The sequence below is a fragment of the Martelella mangrovi genome (assembly GCF_040545495.1).
Taxonomy (GTDB): Bacteria; Pseudomonadota; Alphaproteobacteria; order Rhizobiales; family Rhizobiaceae; genus Martelella; species Martelella mangrovi.
Genome location: NZ_JBEPLY010000010.1, coordinates 22,302 through 36,666, shown reverse-complemented (window position 1 = coordinate 36,666; position 14,365 = coordinate 22,302). Strand labels below are relative to the sequence as shown.

The window sequence follows — 14,365 nt, the reverse complement described above, 5'->3', positions numbered from 1 at the left end:
GGCAGGGCCTCAAACCGGGTCCACAGAATGAATTACACCTTCGACTATGGATGGGTGATACCCTATGCCCCGATGCTGCTTGAGGGCGTTTTCGTCACGATCGTTCTTTCCCTTTTCGGAACCATCGGCGGGGTCGCGCTCGGACTGATCTGCGCATGGACGCTGACCAGCGGACCGGAGCGCCTGCGCCTTCCCGTCACCGTCTATGTCGAGGTGATCCGCAACACCCCGTTCCTGATCCAGCTGTTCTTCATCTTCTTCGGCCTGCCCGCCCTGGAATTACGGGTCTCGGCCTTTGCGGCGGCGACGATCACGATGATCCTCAATGTCGGCGCCTATTCCTGCGAGATCGTGCGGGCCGGCATTCAGGCGACGCCACGCGGACAGATCGAGGCCGGCACAAGCCTCGCAATGTCGCCGTTTCAGGTGTTTCGCTACATCATTCTCTTCCCGGCGCTTGAGCGGGTGTGGCCGGCGCTGTCGTCGCAGTTCATCATCGTCATGCTCGGCACGGCGGTTGTCTCGCAGATTGCCGTGCGCGATATCACCTTCGTGGCGAGCTTCATCCAGTCGCGCAATTTCCGCTCCTTCGAGACCTTTTTCGTCTCGCTCTTCATCTATCTCGCACTCGCCGCCGTGATGCGACTGCTTCTGGACCTTCTCGGCAGAAAAATCTTCCCGCGGAGGTATGCCCGTGACTGAGTTGACGCTCTGGGACATCGTGCGAAACCTTGTCTTTTCGGCCAGGTGGACGGTCCTGCTCTCGCTGATCGCATTTTCCGGCGGCGGCGTTCTGGCGCTGCTTCTGCTGCCGCTGCGCACCACGTCGATGACATTCTTCAATGCCGTCAGCCGCGCCTATGTCGACCTTTTTCAGGGCACGCCGTTGCTGATCCAGCTGTTCGTCCTGTTTTTCGGCCTACCCCTGATCGGGATCAGCACATCGTCATGGTCGGCCGCCGTGATCGGCCTTTCGCTGTGGTCGTCCGCATTCCTGACCGAGATCTGGAAGGGCTGCGTCCAGTCGGTCCACAAGGGGCAGTGGGAAGCCTCGGCCAGCCTCGGCATGAGTTATCTCGAACAGATGCGCTACGTTATTCTGCCCCAGGCGGTCCGCATCGCCGTGCCGCCCACGGTCGGCTTCATGGTTCAGATCATCAAGGCCACCGCTATCACCTCGATCATCGGTTTCATCGAGGTTTCCCGCGCCGGCGGCATGGTCGCCAATGTCACGTTCAAGCCGTTTCTGGTCTACGGCATCGTCGCGCTGATCTACTTCATTCTCTGCTGGCCGCTGTCACGGGGAAGCCGTTATCTCGAAAGGAAGCTCGATGTCTCTCATTGAAATCAACGATGTCCACAAGAGCTTCGGCGACGTCGAAGTACTCAAGGGCATCGATATCAGCATCGGGCACGGCGAGGTGCTGGCCATCATCGGCAAGAGCGGATCGGGAAAGAGCACGCTGCTGCGCTGCATCAACGGGCTTGAAACCATCGACCGGGGCTCGATCACCATCGGCGGAAACCACCTGCACGGAACCGCAGCCGATCTGCGCCGCCTCAGGCTTCAGGTCGGCATGATCTTCCAGCAGTTCAATCTGTTTCCGCACCTGACGGCGGGCCGGAACGTGATGCTGGCCCAGACCGTGGTCAAGAAGACATCCGAAAGCGAGGCGGAGACCGTGGCCCGGGATGTGCTCGCCAGCGTCGGCCTTTCGGACAAGTTCGACGTCTACCCCGACAAGCTTTCCGGCGGCCAGCAGCAGCGCGTCGCGATCGCCCGGTCTCTGGCGATGAAACCGGTCGCGCTGCTGTGCGACGAAATCACATCCGCGCTCGATCCCGAGCTTGTCGGTGAAGTGCTTGCCGTCGTCAGGTCTCTCGCGCGTGGCGGCATGACGCTTGCCATGGTGACCCATGAAATGCAGTTCGCCCGCGAAGTCTGCGACCGCGTGATTTTCATGCATGAGGGGCGCGTTCACGAAACCGGCGCCCCGGAAGATGTGTTCGGCGCGCCAAAAACTGCCGAATTGCGCCAGTTTCTCGGTATGGCAAACGTGACCTGAAGACTGCCATTGCCGAGAACAGCCCCGGCTCCGGGACAGGGGGGGTTACGCCTCCAGATCGATCCAGTAGCGGTACCGGTCCGACCGGTAGCTGTTGACGGCATATTCGACGGGACGGTTGCGCTGGTCACGCGACAGCCGCCGCGCGACCAGGGTCGGGTGCGAGGGCGTGACCTCGAGAAGGCGGGCGGTCTCGGCATCGAGCGAGGCGGCCTCGATATATTCGCGTCCCCCGCTCAGAATAATACCGCAGCTCTCGGCCAGCCAGGCGTAGAACGACCCGGTGTCGAGATAGGCCGCATCCGGCGGAGACGCGCCCTCCATGATAGCGGCCGGGATCCATGATGTGGCCACCCCGATCGGCTTGCCGTCGGCAAGAAGCAACCGCCGGGTCTTGAACGTCTGCTCACCGCGTCTCAATTCAAGCGCGCGCAGAACATCCTCTTCCGGCTTGGCAAACCCGGTAAAAAGCGTGCGATAACCCGGCTCGATATTGCGCCGGCGCATATCTTCGGCAAAACCGGACAGGATATTCAGCGGCTGGTCGACCTTGGAGGGCACCACGATCGATCCCCGCCCCGACTGGCGCACGATCAGCCCTTCGTTTTCGAGCTTGTCCAGTGCCGAACGCGCGGTCGTCCGGCTGACCCCGAAAGCCGTGTTCAGTTCACCTTCCGAAGGAAGCTTATCGCCCTCTTTGAATTCCCCGGCAGAAATCGCGGAACGAAGAACATTGGCGATCTGAAACCAGATGGGCACAGGTCCTTTCTCGATCTGCGCTTCATTCCAGGTCATTTCAAACTCCCGATTTCGAAGGCAACCAGCCTGATTGCCCATAAACGTCATTACGTCAGTACGAAATACGCCGAGTCCCCGGTGTCAATCAAGGGCTATCTCCCGCCTTGCCCCATCGGCATCGCCCTGCCCCGACCACCCGCGCGTCATTGTCCTTTGGTTGGAGCAATGCCGAATTCCGCATTATTGGCTGGCGCGACCGGGCAGAAGGTCTCCGCGTGGGCGACTTTCATCTCGGACGTCACGCCTGTAAAAAGGAAAGGTTGGCCAGTAGTCTGGCGGCCGCGCTTCAGCAGGAGCGCGGCCGTTTTCGTGAAGGGCTCAGGCGCCGACCGCGCCCTCAAGGCCCGTCGAGCCGTAGAGCCAGGCGACCGTGTCGTACCAGTCGGCGGGGGATTTCGCGCGCATGATGGTGTTGCGCAGGGCCGCGTGGGCGCCGCCGGGGTGGTAGATATGCTGGCCGATCTCGCGTGACTGCAGCTGCACGCGGGCGGTGCGCAGATTGCGCAGGTCCTGGTAGCGTTTCAGCGCGGTATCGGTGTCGTCATCGCCGTCGCCCAGAATATGGGCGAGCGCCACGGCGTCCTCCATCGCCATGCAGGCCCCTTGCGCGAAATACTGCATGGTCGGGTGGGCGGCGTCGCCGAGCAGGACGACGCGGCCGTCGATCCAGTTGTCGACCGGGTCGCGGTCGCAGAGCACCCAGCGTTTCCAGCCCTCGCCGCGCTCGATGATCTCGCGGGCAACGGGTGCGACATGTTCGAAACCCTTGCGGACCTCGTCATGGGAAACCGGCACGCCGGCTTCCGGCGACGGCGCGTCATTGTGGTAGGTGACGACCAGATTGAACAGCTCCCAGCCGCGCAGCGGATAGTGGACGATATGACATTTCGGCCCGGCCCACAGCGTTGCCGCGTTCCAGCGCAGGTCTTCCGGCATGTCCTTTGTCTGGATCACGGAGCGGTAGGTGGTATGGCCGGAAACGCGCGGTGCGCCGTCGCCGACCACCTTCTTGCGGACATTCGACCACAGGCCGTCCGCGCCGATCAGCAGCGAGCCGGTCACGCGCTCGCCGTCCTTCAGGGTCGCCGTGACGGTTGTCCCGTCCTGTTCGTAGTCCATGACTTCGGCGCTGGTGCGCAACGAGACCAGCGGATGTGCCTCGCAAGCCTTGAGGAAGACGGCATGCAGGTCACCGCGATGGATAACCGCATAGGGATTCTTGAAACGGGCGCGGAAGGCATCGTCAAGCGGAATACGGGTGATCTCGGTTCCGTCGATGGCGTCCATCAGGCGCAGATTGTCGATATAGACGGCGATTTCGCGGGCGGCATCGCCAACGCCGAGATAGTCGAAGGCGTGGAAGGCATTGGGGCCGAGCTGGATACCCGCGCCGATCTCGCCGAGTTTCGCCGCACGTTCCATGACGATGGATTTCAGCCCTTTCTGGGCCAGTCCGATGGCGGCGGCAAGGCCGCCGATCCCGCCGCCGGCAATCAGGATGGGAAGGTCTGATGTGGTTGACATGGCAATACTCCTCCGTTTGCCGCGGAGCCGCGCTCCGGACATTTTGAAATACGTTACTGGTTTGTGGCCGGGACGCCCCCGGCCGTTTCAGGCCATTGCGGGGCGGATGCCGGTATCCGTCATGCTTCGCGTCCCGGTTCCGGGGCGCCGGCGAACCCGTTCAGAACGGGTGCACCATCCAGGGTATGAACACCACTGCGAGAATGACCGCCAGGGTTGCCAGGACATAGGGCAACACCAGTTTCGAAAGCCGCATGACCGGCACTTTCGAAAGGGCGGCGGCGATATAGAGGCCAGTTCCGACCGGCGGCGTCAGAAGGCCCAGAACCAGCGTCATGGCGAGGATCACGCCGAACTGGATCGGGTCTATGCCGTATTGACTGATGGCAACCGGCAGAAGAATGGGCGTCAGGATGATCAGCGCGGCAATGCCATCGAGGAACATGCCGACGATGAACAGGAAGACGACGATGATCAGCAGGAAGACGGTCGGATTGTCGGTCAGGGAGACGATGAAGTCGGCGACATGCTGGGGCACCTGATTGAAGGTCAGCACCCAGCCGAAAATCTTGGCCGCAACCACGAGAAACAGCACGATCGCGGAATTGGCAACGGTCCGGTCGATGATGGCGATGAGGCGTTTGAACGTCTGGCCGCGGAATTCAATGACGGCGAAGACGAGCGCGACGACGATGGCCGCAGCCGCCGATTCCGTCGGCGTGAACACGCCGAAGGATATGCCGCCGACAATGACGAGCGGGATCGACATGGCGGCGATGCCGGGCACCGTTGCCGCCAGTTTCTGGCGCAATGTCAGGCGTTCGGCGGCCTCGCCCTGCGTATGATTGCGGGACGCCTGCCAGAAGGCCAGCGCCAGGATCAGAACGAAGAGCGTCACGCCCGGCACGATACCGGCCATGAACATGTCGGCGATGGAGACCTGGGCGATCACGCCGAAGATGATGAACAGCATCGAGGGCGGGATGATCGGCCCCAGAAGGCCGGCCGACGCCGTCAGGCTGGCGGCATAGCCACGGTCATAACCGTCGCGTTCCATTTCCGGCACCACCACCCGGCTCATCACGGCCATCTGCGCCGTGGCCGATCCCATGATGGCGGCCAGCGCCAGGTTGGAGACCAGATTGACGATGACGAGATTGTGCGGCAGGCGCGAAATCCACACCCGGACGGAGGCGATGATCCGGCGGGTCAGGCCGCTCTCGTTCATGATCTCGCCGAGAAGGATGAACAACGGGATCGCCAGAAGATCGAAATTTTCCACCGAGCCGAAGGAAATCTGCGGGATCGCCGCAATCAGCTGCTCGCGCCCCGACATGAAGACGAAGACCAGCGTCGCGCCGATCAGCACGAAGGCGACCGGCATGCCGGTCAGAAGCAGAATGACAAAGGACAGGCCGGTCATGATGCCCGCTCCCTGAGCGCGCCTGCAGCCCGCACGACCTGGGCAAGCGCATGGATGAGCGCGCAGGCGCAGAAGATCGGAAAAATGGTGAAAAACGGCGCCTTGGCCCAGCCCGTGGTGATGATCTGTTCGAACTCCACCACCGGCGAGCGGACCCATGTAATGCCTGCCTTCAGCAAAATGGCGAGCATGCAGGCGATCAGCACCCAGACGACCAGATCCACGGCCTTGCGGGCTGCCACGGGAAGCGTATCGACCAGAAGCGTGACGCCGATCTGGGCGCGCGTGTGGATCGAGATCGAGGTCGCGATAAAGGCCAACCAGACGAGTAGGATGGCGGCCAGTTCTTCCGCAAAGATGATCGGTCTTCCAACAAGATAGCGCATGGCCACATTGGTGGTGATCAGGCCGACAAACCCCGCCATCAGCACCCTGCTGGCCCAGCGTTCAAGCCAGGCCAGTCCCACAGAAAGCGTGCCGACAGGGTTCACTTGGCCTGCTCCGCGGCAACCTGCGCCTGGAAATCGGCGATCAGCGGATAAGCGGCGAAGCTTGCGTCGACAGCCTCGTTGGCTTTGGCGAATGCCTGTTTGCCATCGGTCAGGCGGGTGACGGTCATTTCGTTTTCAAGCGTTGCGAGGTTGGTTTCCTCGGCGGTAATCTGCTGCTCGGAACCCCAGGCCAGCGCTTCGTCGGCAACCTTCTGGAAAGCCTCCTGGTCTTCCTGCGAAAGACTGTTCCAGGTCATGTCCGAGACCATCATCACGGCCGGAAAGGTCATGTGGCTGGTCAGCGTCAGATCATGAGCGACTTCCTGGAATTTGAGGCCGACCAGCGCGTCGAGGTCGATATCGACGCCGTCGAGAAGGCCGGTCGGCAGCGCTTGATAGACTTCCGTGAGATTGACCGGCGTGGGCACGGCCCCGACCTCCTGCCACCAGACCTTCATGGCCGGAAAGGGCACGATGCGGATTTTCTTGTTCTGCAGGGCGGCGACATCGGTGGCCGGCTCATCACGCATCAGAATGTGGCGCATGCCGGCGAAGGTGTAGCCCATGCCGTGCAGACCGGCCCTGTCGAGCTCGCCGAGCATCTGCTGTGCGGCAGGGGTTTTCGCGGCGTCGATCGCATCGGAAACGCCGGTGAAGAGATAGGGCGTGAACCAGCCCTGCAGCGAGGGGGCGCGCAGCGATGTGATGGCGGCCGTCATCAACCCGGCGTCAAGCAGGCCGGTGGACATCTGCTGGAACATTTCCTGTTCCGTTCCAAGCTGGCCGGCCGGGAAAACGGCAAGGGTCAGGTCGCCATCCGTCGCTTCGGGAAGCTTTTCCGCCATGCGCTGGGCGACCTTGGTCCAGACGTGGCTTGGCGGCGTGATCAGCCCGATACGCAATTCGCGCGCCTCGGCGACGAACGGAAGGACGGCAAGACATGCCGCGGCCAGAAGGGCTCTGGAGCCGATTTTCGAGAATATCATGATTTCTCCTCCTGTGTTTCATGAAAGATGACGGAAAGCCGGGCTCTCCCTTGCGCCCGGCTTTCGCCCGTTTCAGGCGTCCGCGTCGGGTTGATTGCGCGGGTGGGCGTCGGCAAAGGCGGGCAATCTGTTTGCCGCTTCGGCGATCGCGCGCACGCGCGGCATGGCGGCAAGGTCGACGCCGAACCTTTCGGCCGAAAAAACCTGCGGAATGAGACAGATATCGGCCAGCGTCGGGTTTTCGCCGAAGGCGAACGTCGCTGTCGGCTGCTTTTCCAGAAGCGCCTCGCATGCGGCAAGACCATCGCCGATCCAGCGCCCACACCAGCGGTCGAGTGCTGCCTGATCGGCGCCGAATTCGGCCTTGAGATAGTCGAGCACGCGCAGGTTCTGGAGGGGGTGAATGTCGCAGGCAACGACCTGTGCAAAAGCCCGCACCTTCGCCCGCACCTCCTTGTCCTCGGGAACAAGCCGGACGCCCTCGGGATGGGTTTCATCCAGCCATTCGATGATGGCGAGCGATTGCGTCAGGGTGAAATCGCCGTCCTCAAGGGTCGGAACCAACGCCTGCGGATTGCGGGCGCGGTAATCCTCTTTCTTCTGCTGGCCGCCATCCTTCCTCAGATGCACGGAGACGAAATCGTAGTCGATGCCCTTCAGATTGAAGGCGATCCGGCAGCGATAGGCGGAAGACGAGCGGAAATAGCCGTAAAAGCGGATCATTCCGCAGCTCCGACCGTCAGCTTGACCGGATCGAGCCCGTCAATGCCGCCGGTGATCACGTCGCCCGCAACGACCGCTCCGACGCCGGCCGGCGTGCCGGTCATGATTACGTCGCCCGGCGCGAGGTGGTAGTAATGCGACAGGTCGCCGACGATCTCGTCGACCTTCCAGATCAGATCGGAGAGATGGGCGTCCTGTTTGACGTCGCCGTTGACTTCGAGATGGATGCGCTGCGGACCAACCTCGCCGAAGGCCTCGGCTTTTGTGATCCCGGCGAAAACGGCGGACTGTTCCACATCCTTGCCCAGATCCCACGGCCGCTGCTTGGCGCGGGCGGCAAGCTGCAGGTCGCGGCGGGTCATGTCCAGCCCACAAGCATAGCCGTAGATCGCGGCGGCGGCTGTTGCCGGATCGGCGCGGAAAACGGGTTTGCCGATGAAGATGGTCAGTTCCATTTCATAATGGAAGTTTTCCGTTCCCGGCGGATAGGCGATGGTGGTGTCGGTGGCCTGTGTCGTCAGCGCCGATTTGGTGAAATAAAACGGCGCCTCGCGGTCGACTTCGACGCCCATCTCGGCGGCGTGAGCGGCATAGTTGCGGCCGACGCAGAAAATGCGATGGACCGGGTATGCGGCGTTCTCGCCTTTCACCGGAACGCTCGGCCATGCGGGAGACGGGAACAAAGCCTCTTTGGTCATCCAGAAATTCCTTTCATGATCATGTCTTATGCCGCGCCCGGGGCGGCGAATTCCGTGCATCCGGCAGCGCGCAGGGCCGCCGGGACATCGCGCTGGCGCGCGCCATTGCCGAGGTCGAAGGCGGCGGACCAGATGAAACAGGCCCGGGCGCGCACGCTGTCGGTAAACGGCTGCATTTGGCCATCGGCATCCGGCGCCGGGGCACTACAGCCCGGACCGGGAAGGTCGCGCCAGACGACGTTGAGATGAACCGCCGAATGGTCGAAGAGGTGGCGCAGCGCCCGCGCGGGCAGCGTCGCGCCAAGCTCGATCGTCGCCTGCCTCTGGTCCGCGCTGTCATAGAGCGGCGGCGCGGGTTCGCCGGCGGTGATGGCCTCCGCCTGACGGGCGATGGCGCGGGCCTGATAGGAAACGGCGCAGACGACATGAGCGGGCGTATCGCCGCCTGCCGTCCTGCTTTGGTAAAGCGCGCGGTCGGAAAGACGGTTCAGAAACCGCGCGAAATAGGCCGTGCCCGTGCGCGCCAGCGCGAGCATGTCCGCCGGGGCCTCGGGCGCATCATAGCGCGCACCCGGCCCCTGACGCGCCATCAGCGCGCGGCGAGCCTCATCAAGATTGCTCATGCCGTGGCTTCTTCGACCAGCGTACGATTGAAGTTCAGCCGTTCCATGATCGGCGCGTCGGAGAACCGGAACAGATCGAACTGGGTTTCGGCCTCGAGCGACCAGGCAACCCAGGACGGAACGACGAAAATATCGCCTTTTTCGAGCTTGGTGCGTTCGCCGTTCATCACCACAGCGCCGCGCCCTTCGAAGACCTGGAACACGGTCGATCCGACCTCGCGGCGCGTTGCCGTTTCCACGCCTTCGCGTAGGCGATGGAATTCCGCGCGGATCGTCGGCATCACATCGCCGCCGGTCGTCGGGTTGATGTAGCGGACGGCGGCGTGGCCCTGACCGAAGGTCGCGGGCTGGCCTTCATCCTCCAGCAGAAGCTGCTCCGTCAGCGCCCGGTCGGTAAATTCCCAGCGATAGGCACCGATCGGCGAAGATACCGTGTTTTCGAGGCCGGACAGCGGACGCAGGCCCGGATGGCACCACAGCCGTTCGCCGCGCGAAAAGGCGGGCGTGGCATAGTCGGTGACCCGCTCCGAGCCGTATTCGAAAAAGCCGACATCGTTCTGGAACGAGAACGGGATGTCGAGGCCGTCGATCCATGCCATCGGCTGGTCGGTTTCATTGTGATGGCCGTGAAAATTCCAGCCGGGGGTGAGCAGAAAATCGCCCCGGCTCATGCGCACCGGATCGCCGTTGACGACCGTCCAGACGCCCTCGCCCTCGACGACAAAGCGGAAGGCGTTCTGTGAATGGCGGTGCTCGGGCGCAGTTTCCTTGCCGCCAAGATACTGGATCGCGCACCACAGCGTCGGCGAGATATAGGCTTCGCCGCCAAGCCCCGGATTGGCAAGCCCGATGGCGCGACGCTCGCCGCCGCGACCGACCGGAACCAACTCGCCGGAACGCTGCGCAAGCGGATAGAGATCGGCCCATTTCCAGACATGGGCCACGGCTTTCGGCTTTGGATGCTCCGGCATCAGGTCGCCGATCTGGGTCCAGAGCGGGTTCAGGTGATTTTTACGGAAAGCCTCATAAAGCGCATCGAGTTCCGCGCTTTCCTCGCGCTGCATCGTATCCATCGAATGTCTCCTCCCGAATTCGATAATATATGTCGTATACTTACTATATTGACTGGTGTCAATAATTAATGCGTATACTTATCATATCGGGAGGCGGCGCTGGCGCCGCACGGAGGACTTCGGTTGGGCAAAACCGTTTCGTTTTGCCGGCTGATGCGATAGAGGGAAAACATGACAAATCTTGACGACTTGCCGGGACATCTGATCCGCCGTTTGCAGCAGATCGCCGTATCCGCCTTTATGACAGAGACCGGTGCGGCCGGTTTCGACCTGACGCCGGTGCAATTTGCCGTGCTGGCGACGCTGGAGGACAATCCCGGGATTGATCAGGCGACGCTTGCCGGGCTGATCGCCTATGACAGGGTGACGATCGGCGGCGTGATTGCGCGCCTTGAGGGGCGAGGACTGATCGAACGCAAGGTAAGCGCTTCGGATCGGCGGGCGCGGACCCTGAAACTCACCGAGGAGGGGCATGCCTTCCTCGCCAGCGCCCGGCCATCCGTATTTGAAACCCAGAACGTCATTCTGAAAGAGCTGGACGACGCGGAAAAAGACGTTTTCATGGTGCTGTTGCGCAAACTGACAGACGCCAATAATGAGCTTTCCCGCGCACCATTGCGGCGCGCAGTCGACGAGCCTTGAAAGGCCTTGTTGCAAAACGCCCCGCCGGAGTGATCACGCTGTTCGTTCATGAACCGCTCGTTCTCGGCGTGTCTGCGAGAACGATTCCTGTTCCAGCCCTTAACGGGCACTGTCTTTCACGAGCAGAACGGACAGGTGGAAGCCCTGGCCGTGCATGTCGACGAAGCCGTTGGTGAAGTCGAAGAAATAGAACATGTCCGGCATTGCCTCCGTGGATGTCCAGAACAGCGCTCCGTCGCCAAAGTCGGTGGCAGCGATATTGGGAAAGGCAATTGTATCGAGTTTCGGTCCTTCGCATGTGTCGAGGGTAAGGGTTTCCAATTCCCGCCCGGTCGGGACACGCCAGCCTTCCCCTTGCGCTCCTGCGTAATCAATCGCCGCGTTCAGTCCAAGGCCGCGCGCCTCTCCGGAACAGGTCTCAGCTCCGGCGTCCCACTGCATGCCGACCGCGCATCTTTTCCAGGTCAATCCGTGCTGCGGGTTCGTCGCCTCATCCCCCTGAAGAAGAAAGCCGGAACCATCCGCCGTGATGCAGTTCGCATAAGCATTAAGCGGAAAAAGAAGAGACAGAAAGAGGGTCGATATAACGCCGGATCGCATGATTTTTCCTTGAATCGAAATTGATCGGGGCGACCAATCATCAGATCGGAGCCGGTACGTTTGGTTTGTGGCAGAAAGCAGCGCACATCCCATGATTTTTCGAAAATCATTCATTGCGCGCAGCGTTCAGGTCATCCTGTCAGCGCAGCAGCGGCAGGGAACCGCAGATCCGGTCCACGGCCTTGCGCGGCCCGGCCAGCAGGACAGCCTGCGGGATATGCGCATCCAGGGGTTCTGCGGTGATCCGGGCGGTATAGTCGGCATAGTCGCGCGCTTCGAAAGCGGCACGCATATAGGCCAGCCGGATCGGCAGATCGACGGCCTTGGCGAACAGAAACGGCAGGTCTTGTGCCGGCGCGCCGAGAACCGGCATTGCGACGGTTGTGATCCCGGCAAGGGCAATGCCGTCCTCGGTGGGCGTATCCGCGCCGACAAGGTCGGGGCGCAGCTTTCCCAGGCTCATGGCCAGAACAGCGGAGAAATTCGCCTTGAGGCCGGTTGGCAGCGTTTCATCCAGAATAATCGCGGGTTTGAATGACATGGCAGTATCCTTTCGCACGACGCCATGTCATGCGGACGGAAACCGGGTCTTGGACAAAATTGACCTTCAGTGCCGGATGAGCGCACCGGGCGTCACGCCGTATTGGCGGAGGAAATGCCGGATCAGATGGGCCTGGTCGTAAAAACCTGCCGCAACCGCAGCCTCGACCGCAGGAGCGCCATCGAGTAGCAGGCGACGGGCATGACCCAAACGGGCGCGCACCACATGGCCGCGCGGTGTCAGACCGGTGGCGCGAACGGTGCTGCGGATGAGATAGGATGGATTGAGGTCGACCGCTGCCGCGAGGTCGGACAGGCTTAATGTTTTGCCGGCAGCAACGCCATCCTCGATAAACGCGAGCATGATGCGTATCGCAGATGGCTCGTTTCCCGGCCGGCGCAGCACGGCACGGCCGTAATGCGCGAAAGCCTGCGTCAGCACCGCATGGACGGCTTCTTCCACGGCCAGCCGGTGATCGGCCATCTGCACACTGTTGAGGCATTGGGCGAGCCGAACCAAAGCCTCAGACAATTTGAAACCGCGATCACGGGGCGCGATCTCGGCAAAGCCGGGAAGCTCTCGCACCCCCAGAACCGCACGCACCGCCGCCTCGGAAGCATATAGCATGTTGTAGCGCACCCGCTCGGCGGCTGCATGGCCTGTATGGGCCTCCTCCGGGTTCATCAACGAGAGCGAACCGGCAGGCAGCACCATGCTTTCTCCACGGCAGAGATAACCGCCCGCACCTTCGGCAATGGCACCAATGGCAAAGCCCTCATGCGCATGCCGGGAAAAGGTCTGCGTACTGAAGGCAGCTTCGAAAAAATCGATGCCGTAAAGCCACCCGAGATGATGATAACGATTGTGTTGCATGCACCCGAATATCTTGCGGCGCGTCGTCTATGCGCACAGGTGTGCATTGATCGACAGGACCCGTCCAATCTTGGATTTCCCGAAGCAGCTCCGGAACCTCGATCAACGGATATATCTCGTTTATCTCGGCATTTAAATCATCTGCTGGTTCAGGGATACCGCTCGCTTAGGAGCTCAAGACCAAGGTGACTGCGTCCCCCGCTCTCACACATGCGAACGGAGAACAGGGCATGAGGCGCTGTTAGCACCCCGATGCCCCACCATTTCTCGGTCTGCCCCGAAGCATGCGGATTGCAGAGCAGCCGGGGCGGCCATTATCGGCAAGCGCGTTACTCGACGCCGTAGATCCGGGCGATGTCGGCGAGCATCAGCCGTGCTGCGATGATGCCGCCGGCGGTGTTCCAGACAGCATCCGAAACGGCGTGGACCCTGCCGGCCTGAACCGCGGAAAGAGACTGCCAGAGCGGATCGTTCAGCACGTCCTCTTCCATCGCCTCGCCCTCGCCGTTTCCGGTCTCCCAGGTGAAGTAGAAGATACGGTCGCCATCCATATCGGGAATGCTTTCCTTGCCGGTGCGGATCGCGAAGGCGTCGACGTTCTGGTTTTCGGGCCGATCGAAGCCGATATCCTTCAACAGCACGCCTGAGAAGCTGTCGAGCTGATAGATGCGGATCTGTCCCGGCAGAAAACGGATGACAGAGACCTTTTCATCGATGGCATCGCCGAGTTTCGAACGCAGATCGGCAACGGCCTCGTCATAGCCGGCAATCGCCTCCCTGCCCTTTTCCTCCTGTCCCAGTGCTGCGGCATAGAGTTCGAAGTTCACCTTCCAGTCGCCGCGCAGTTCCTCCGACATCACCGTCGGCGCAATGGCGGAAAGCTGCGGATAGATTTCCTCGTGACGCTGGCGGTTGGCAAGAATGAGATCCGGTTCAAGGGCTGCGACCAGTTCGAGATTGACCGCCGTTTCCTTGCCGACAGGCACGGCATCGCCCATCGCCTCCTCGATATGATCCCACCAGGGATCGCCATGCCAGGAATTGACGGCGCCGACGGGCTGCACGCCAAGGGCCAGAACGGCTTCCGTCCCCTCGTTGGTGAGAACCACCACACGCTGCGGTTCGTCGGGCACGTTCACGGTTCCCATGGCATCCTGCACCTCGCGCGCGGAAAGGGGCGCGGAGCAGAGGCCTATCGCGAGAGCCACGAGCGTGGCGAATTTGAACAAGGACGACATATGATTCCTCAAGTTGACTATTAATTTCATATTTTTCTTTAAAGTTGACCTTTGCACTCCGCAATG

At 61.7% G+C, this 14,365-nt stretch carries 17 protein-coding genes; 4 read left to right on the top strand and 13 right to left on the bottom strand.

Features of this window, described 5'->3' with window-relative positions:
* Positions 1-27: 27 nt before the first annotated feature.
* From ABID12_RS14055 to ABID12_RS14045, 3 genes are read left to right on the top strand one after another with little or no spacing between them, the layout of a single operon-like run.
* Complete coding sequence (locus ABID12_RS14055; protein WP_354434750.1) at positions 28-702, top strand: amino acid ABC transporter permease; 675 nt, start codon at positions 28-30, stop codon at positions 700-702.
* On the top strand, positions 695-1,345 hold the full coding sequence (locus ABID12_RS14050; protein ID WP_354434749.1) for an amino acid ABC transporter permease: 651 nt from the start codon (positions 695-697) through the stop codon (positions 1,343-1,345). The genes ABID12_RS14055 and ABID12_RS14050 overlap by 8 nt, the downstream gene beginning before the upstream one ends.
* On the top strand, positions 1,332-2,066 hold the full coding sequence (locus ABID12_RS14045) for an amino acid ABC transporter ATP-binding protein (RefSeq protein WP_354434748.1): 735 nt from the start codon (positions 1,332-1,334) through the stop codon (positions 2,064-2,066). The genes ABID12_RS14050 and ABID12_RS14045 overlap by 14 nt, the downstream gene beginning before the upstream one ends.
* A gap of 45 nt (positions 2,067-2,111) precedes the next feature.
* Here ABID12_RS14045 and ABID12_RS14040 read toward each other — a convergent pair whose 3' ends face one another.
* From ABID12_RS14040 to ABID12_RS14000, 9 genes are all read right to left on the bottom strand, one after another.
* Positions 2,112-2,861, bottom strand: a complete 750-nt coding sequence (locus tag ABID12_RS14040; RefSeq protein WP_319520487.1) for a GntR family transcriptional regulator — start codon at positions 2,859-2,861, stop codon at positions 2,112-2,114.
* A 321-nt stretch (positions 2,862-3,182) separates the two neighbouring features.
* Positions 3,183-4,388, bottom strand: coding sequence for a 3-hydroxybenzoate 6-monooxygenase (locus ABID12_RS14035; RefSeq protein ID WP_354434747.1), 1,206 nt, complete (start codon positions 4,386-4,388; stop codon positions 3,183-3,185).
* A 160-nt stretch (positions 4,389-4,548) separates the two neighbouring features.
* Positions 4,549-5,811 carry a TRAP transporter large permease gene (locus ABID12_RS14030; RefSeq protein ID WP_354434746.1) on the bottom strand — a complete coding sequence of 421 codons (1,263 nt, stop codon included), beginning with the start codon at positions 5,809-5,811 and terminating at the stop codon, positions 4,549-4,551.
* The gene (locus ABID12_RS14025; protein WP_354434745.1) at positions 5,808-6,302 is read right to left on the bottom strand and encodes a TRAP transporter small permease; all 495 of its coding nucleotides are present in this window, start codon (positions 6,300-6,302) and stop codon (positions 5,808-5,810) included. The genes ABID12_RS14030 and ABID12_RS14025 overlap by 4 nt, the downstream gene beginning before the upstream one ends.
* The gene (locus tag ABID12_RS14020) at positions 6,299-7,288 is read right to left on the bottom strand and encodes a TRAP transporter substrate-binding protein (protein ID WP_354434744.1); all 990 of its coding nucleotides are present in this window, start codon (positions 7,286-7,288) and stop codon (positions 6,299-6,301) included. The genes ABID12_RS14025 and ABID12_RS14020 overlap by 4 nt, the downstream gene beginning before the upstream one ends.
* A gap of 72 nt (positions 7,289-7,360) precedes the next feature.
* Positions 7,361-8,008, bottom strand: coding sequence for a maleylacetoacetate isomerase (maiA, locus tag ABID12_RS14015; RefSeq protein WP_354434855.1), 648 nt, complete (start codon positions 8,006-8,008; stop codon positions 7,361-7,363).
* Positions 8,008-8,709: a fumarylacetoacetate hydrolase family protein gene (locus tag ABID12_RS14010; protein WP_354434743.1), complete on the bottom strand. Its 702-nt coding sequence runs from the start codon at positions 8,707-8,709 to the stop codon at positions 8,008-8,010. Before ABID12_RS14010 ends, maiA begins: the two co-directional genes overlap by 1 nt.
* A 26-nt stretch (positions 8,710-8,735) precedes the next feature.
* The gene (locus ABID12_RS14005; RefSeq protein ID WP_354434742.1) at positions 8,736-9,332 is read right to left on the bottom strand and encodes a maleylpyruvate isomerase N-terminal domain-containing protein; all 597 of its coding nucleotides are present in this window, start codon (positions 9,330-9,332) and stop codon (positions 8,736-8,738) included.
* Positions 9,329-10,405: a cupin domain-containing protein gene (locus ABID12_RS14000; protein WP_435528236.1), complete on the bottom strand. Its 1,077-nt coding sequence runs from the start codon at positions 10,403-10,405 to the stop codon at positions 9,329-9,331. The genes ABID12_RS14005 and ABID12_RS14000 overlap by 4 nt, the downstream gene beginning before the upstream one ends.
* Positions 10,406-10,576: 171 nt before the next feature.
* On the opposite strand from ABID12_RS14000, the gene ABID12_RS13995 reads away from it, so the two are divergent.
* Positions 10,577-11,047: a MarR family winged helix-turn-helix transcriptional regulator gene (locus tag ABID12_RS13995; protein WP_354434741.1), complete on the top strand. Its 471-nt coding sequence runs from the start codon at positions 10,577-10,579 to the stop codon at positions 11,045-11,047.
* A gap of 99 nt (positions 11,048-11,146) precedes the next feature.
* Here the strand turns inward: ABID12_RS13995 and ABID12_RS13990 are convergent, their stop codons facing one another.
* The 4 genes from ABID12_RS13990 to ABID12_RS13975 all read right to left on the bottom strand — a co-directional run bounded on the left by ABID12_RS13990 (position 11,147) and on the right by ABID12_RS13975 (position 14,299).
* A complete protein-coding gene (locus ABID12_RS13990) occupies positions 11,147-11,647 on the bottom strand; it encodes an Lcl C-terminal domain-containing protein (protein ID WP_354434740.1) in 501 nt (166 codons plus the stop codon).
* Between the two features lie 139 nt (positions 11,648-11,786).
* Entirely contained in the window at positions 11,787-12,188 is a 402-nt protein-coding gene (locus ABID12_RS13985; protein ID WP_354434739.1) for a DUF2000 domain-containing protein, read from the bottom strand.
* Positions 12,189-12,254: 66 nt separating this feature from the next.
* Positions 12,255-13,061, bottom strand: coding sequence for an AraC family transcriptional regulator (locus tag ABID12_RS13980; protein ID WP_354434738.1), 807 nt, complete (start codon positions 13,059-13,061; stop codon positions 12,255-12,257).
* A 329-nt stretch (positions 13,062-13,390) separates the two neighbouring features.
* Positions 13,391-14,299, bottom strand: a complete 909-nt coding sequence (locus ABID12_RS13975; protein WP_354434737.1) for an ABC transporter substrate-binding protein — start codon at positions 14,297-14,299, stop codon at positions 13,391-13,393.
* Between the last annotated feature and the right edge of the window lie 66 nt (positions 14,300-14,365).

Coding starts and splice junctions, on each gene's coding strand:
- ABID12_RS13995 (WP_354434741.1), top strand. CDS start 10,577: ATGACAAATCTTGACGACTTGCCGGGACATCTGATCCGCCGTTTGCAG.
- ABID12_RS14030 (WP_354434746.1), bottom strand. CDS start 5,811: ATGACCGGCCTGTCCTTTGTCATTCTGCTTCTGACCGGCATGCCGGTC.
- ABID12_RS14020 (WP_354434744.1), bottom strand. CDS start 7,288: ATGATATTCTCGAAAATCGGCTCCAGAGCCCTTCTGGCCGCGGCATGT.
- ABID12_RS14045 (WP_354434748.1), top strand. CDS start 1,332: ATGTCTCTCATTGAAATCAACGATGTCCACAAGAGCTTCGGCGACGTC.
- ABID12_RS14055 (WP_354434750.1), top strand. CDS start 28: ATGAATTACACCTTCGACTATGGATGGGTGATACCCTATGCCCCGATG.
- ABID12_RS13975 (WP_354434737.1), bottom strand. CDS start 14,299: ATGTCGTCCTTGTTCAAATTCGCCACGCTCGTGGCTCTCGCGATAGGC.
- ABID12_RS13980 (WP_354434738.1), bottom strand. CDS start 13,061: ATGCAACACAATCGTTATCATCATCTCGGGTGGCTTTACGGCATCGAT.
- ABID12_RS14000 (WP_435528236.1), bottom strand. CDS start 10,405: ATGGATACGATGCAGCGCGAGGAAAGCGCGGAACTCGATGCGCTTTAT.
- ABID12_RS14005 (WP_354434742.1), bottom strand. CDS start 9,332: ATGAGCAATCTTGATGAGGCTCGCCGCGCGCTGATGGCGCGTCAGGGG.
- ABID12_RS14010 (WP_354434743.1), bottom strand. CDS start 8,709: ATGACCAAAGAGGCTTTGTTCCCGTCTCCCGCATGGCCGAGCGTTCCG.
- ABID12_RS14035 (WP_354434747.1), bottom strand. CDS start 4,388: ATGTCAACCACATCAGACCTTCCCATCCTGATTGCCGGCGGCGGGATC.
- ABID12_RS14040 (WP_319520487.1), bottom strand. CDS start 2,861: ATGACCTGGAATGAAGCGCAGATCGAGAAAGGACCTGTGCCCATCTGG.
- ABID12_RS13990 (WP_354434740.1), bottom strand. CDS start 11,647: ATGCGATCCGGCGTTATATCGACCCTCTTTCTGTCTCTTCTTTTTCCG.
- ABID12_RS13985 (WP_354434739.1), bottom strand. CDS start 12,188: ATGTCATTCAAACCCGCGATTATTCTGGATGAAACGCTGCCAACCGGC.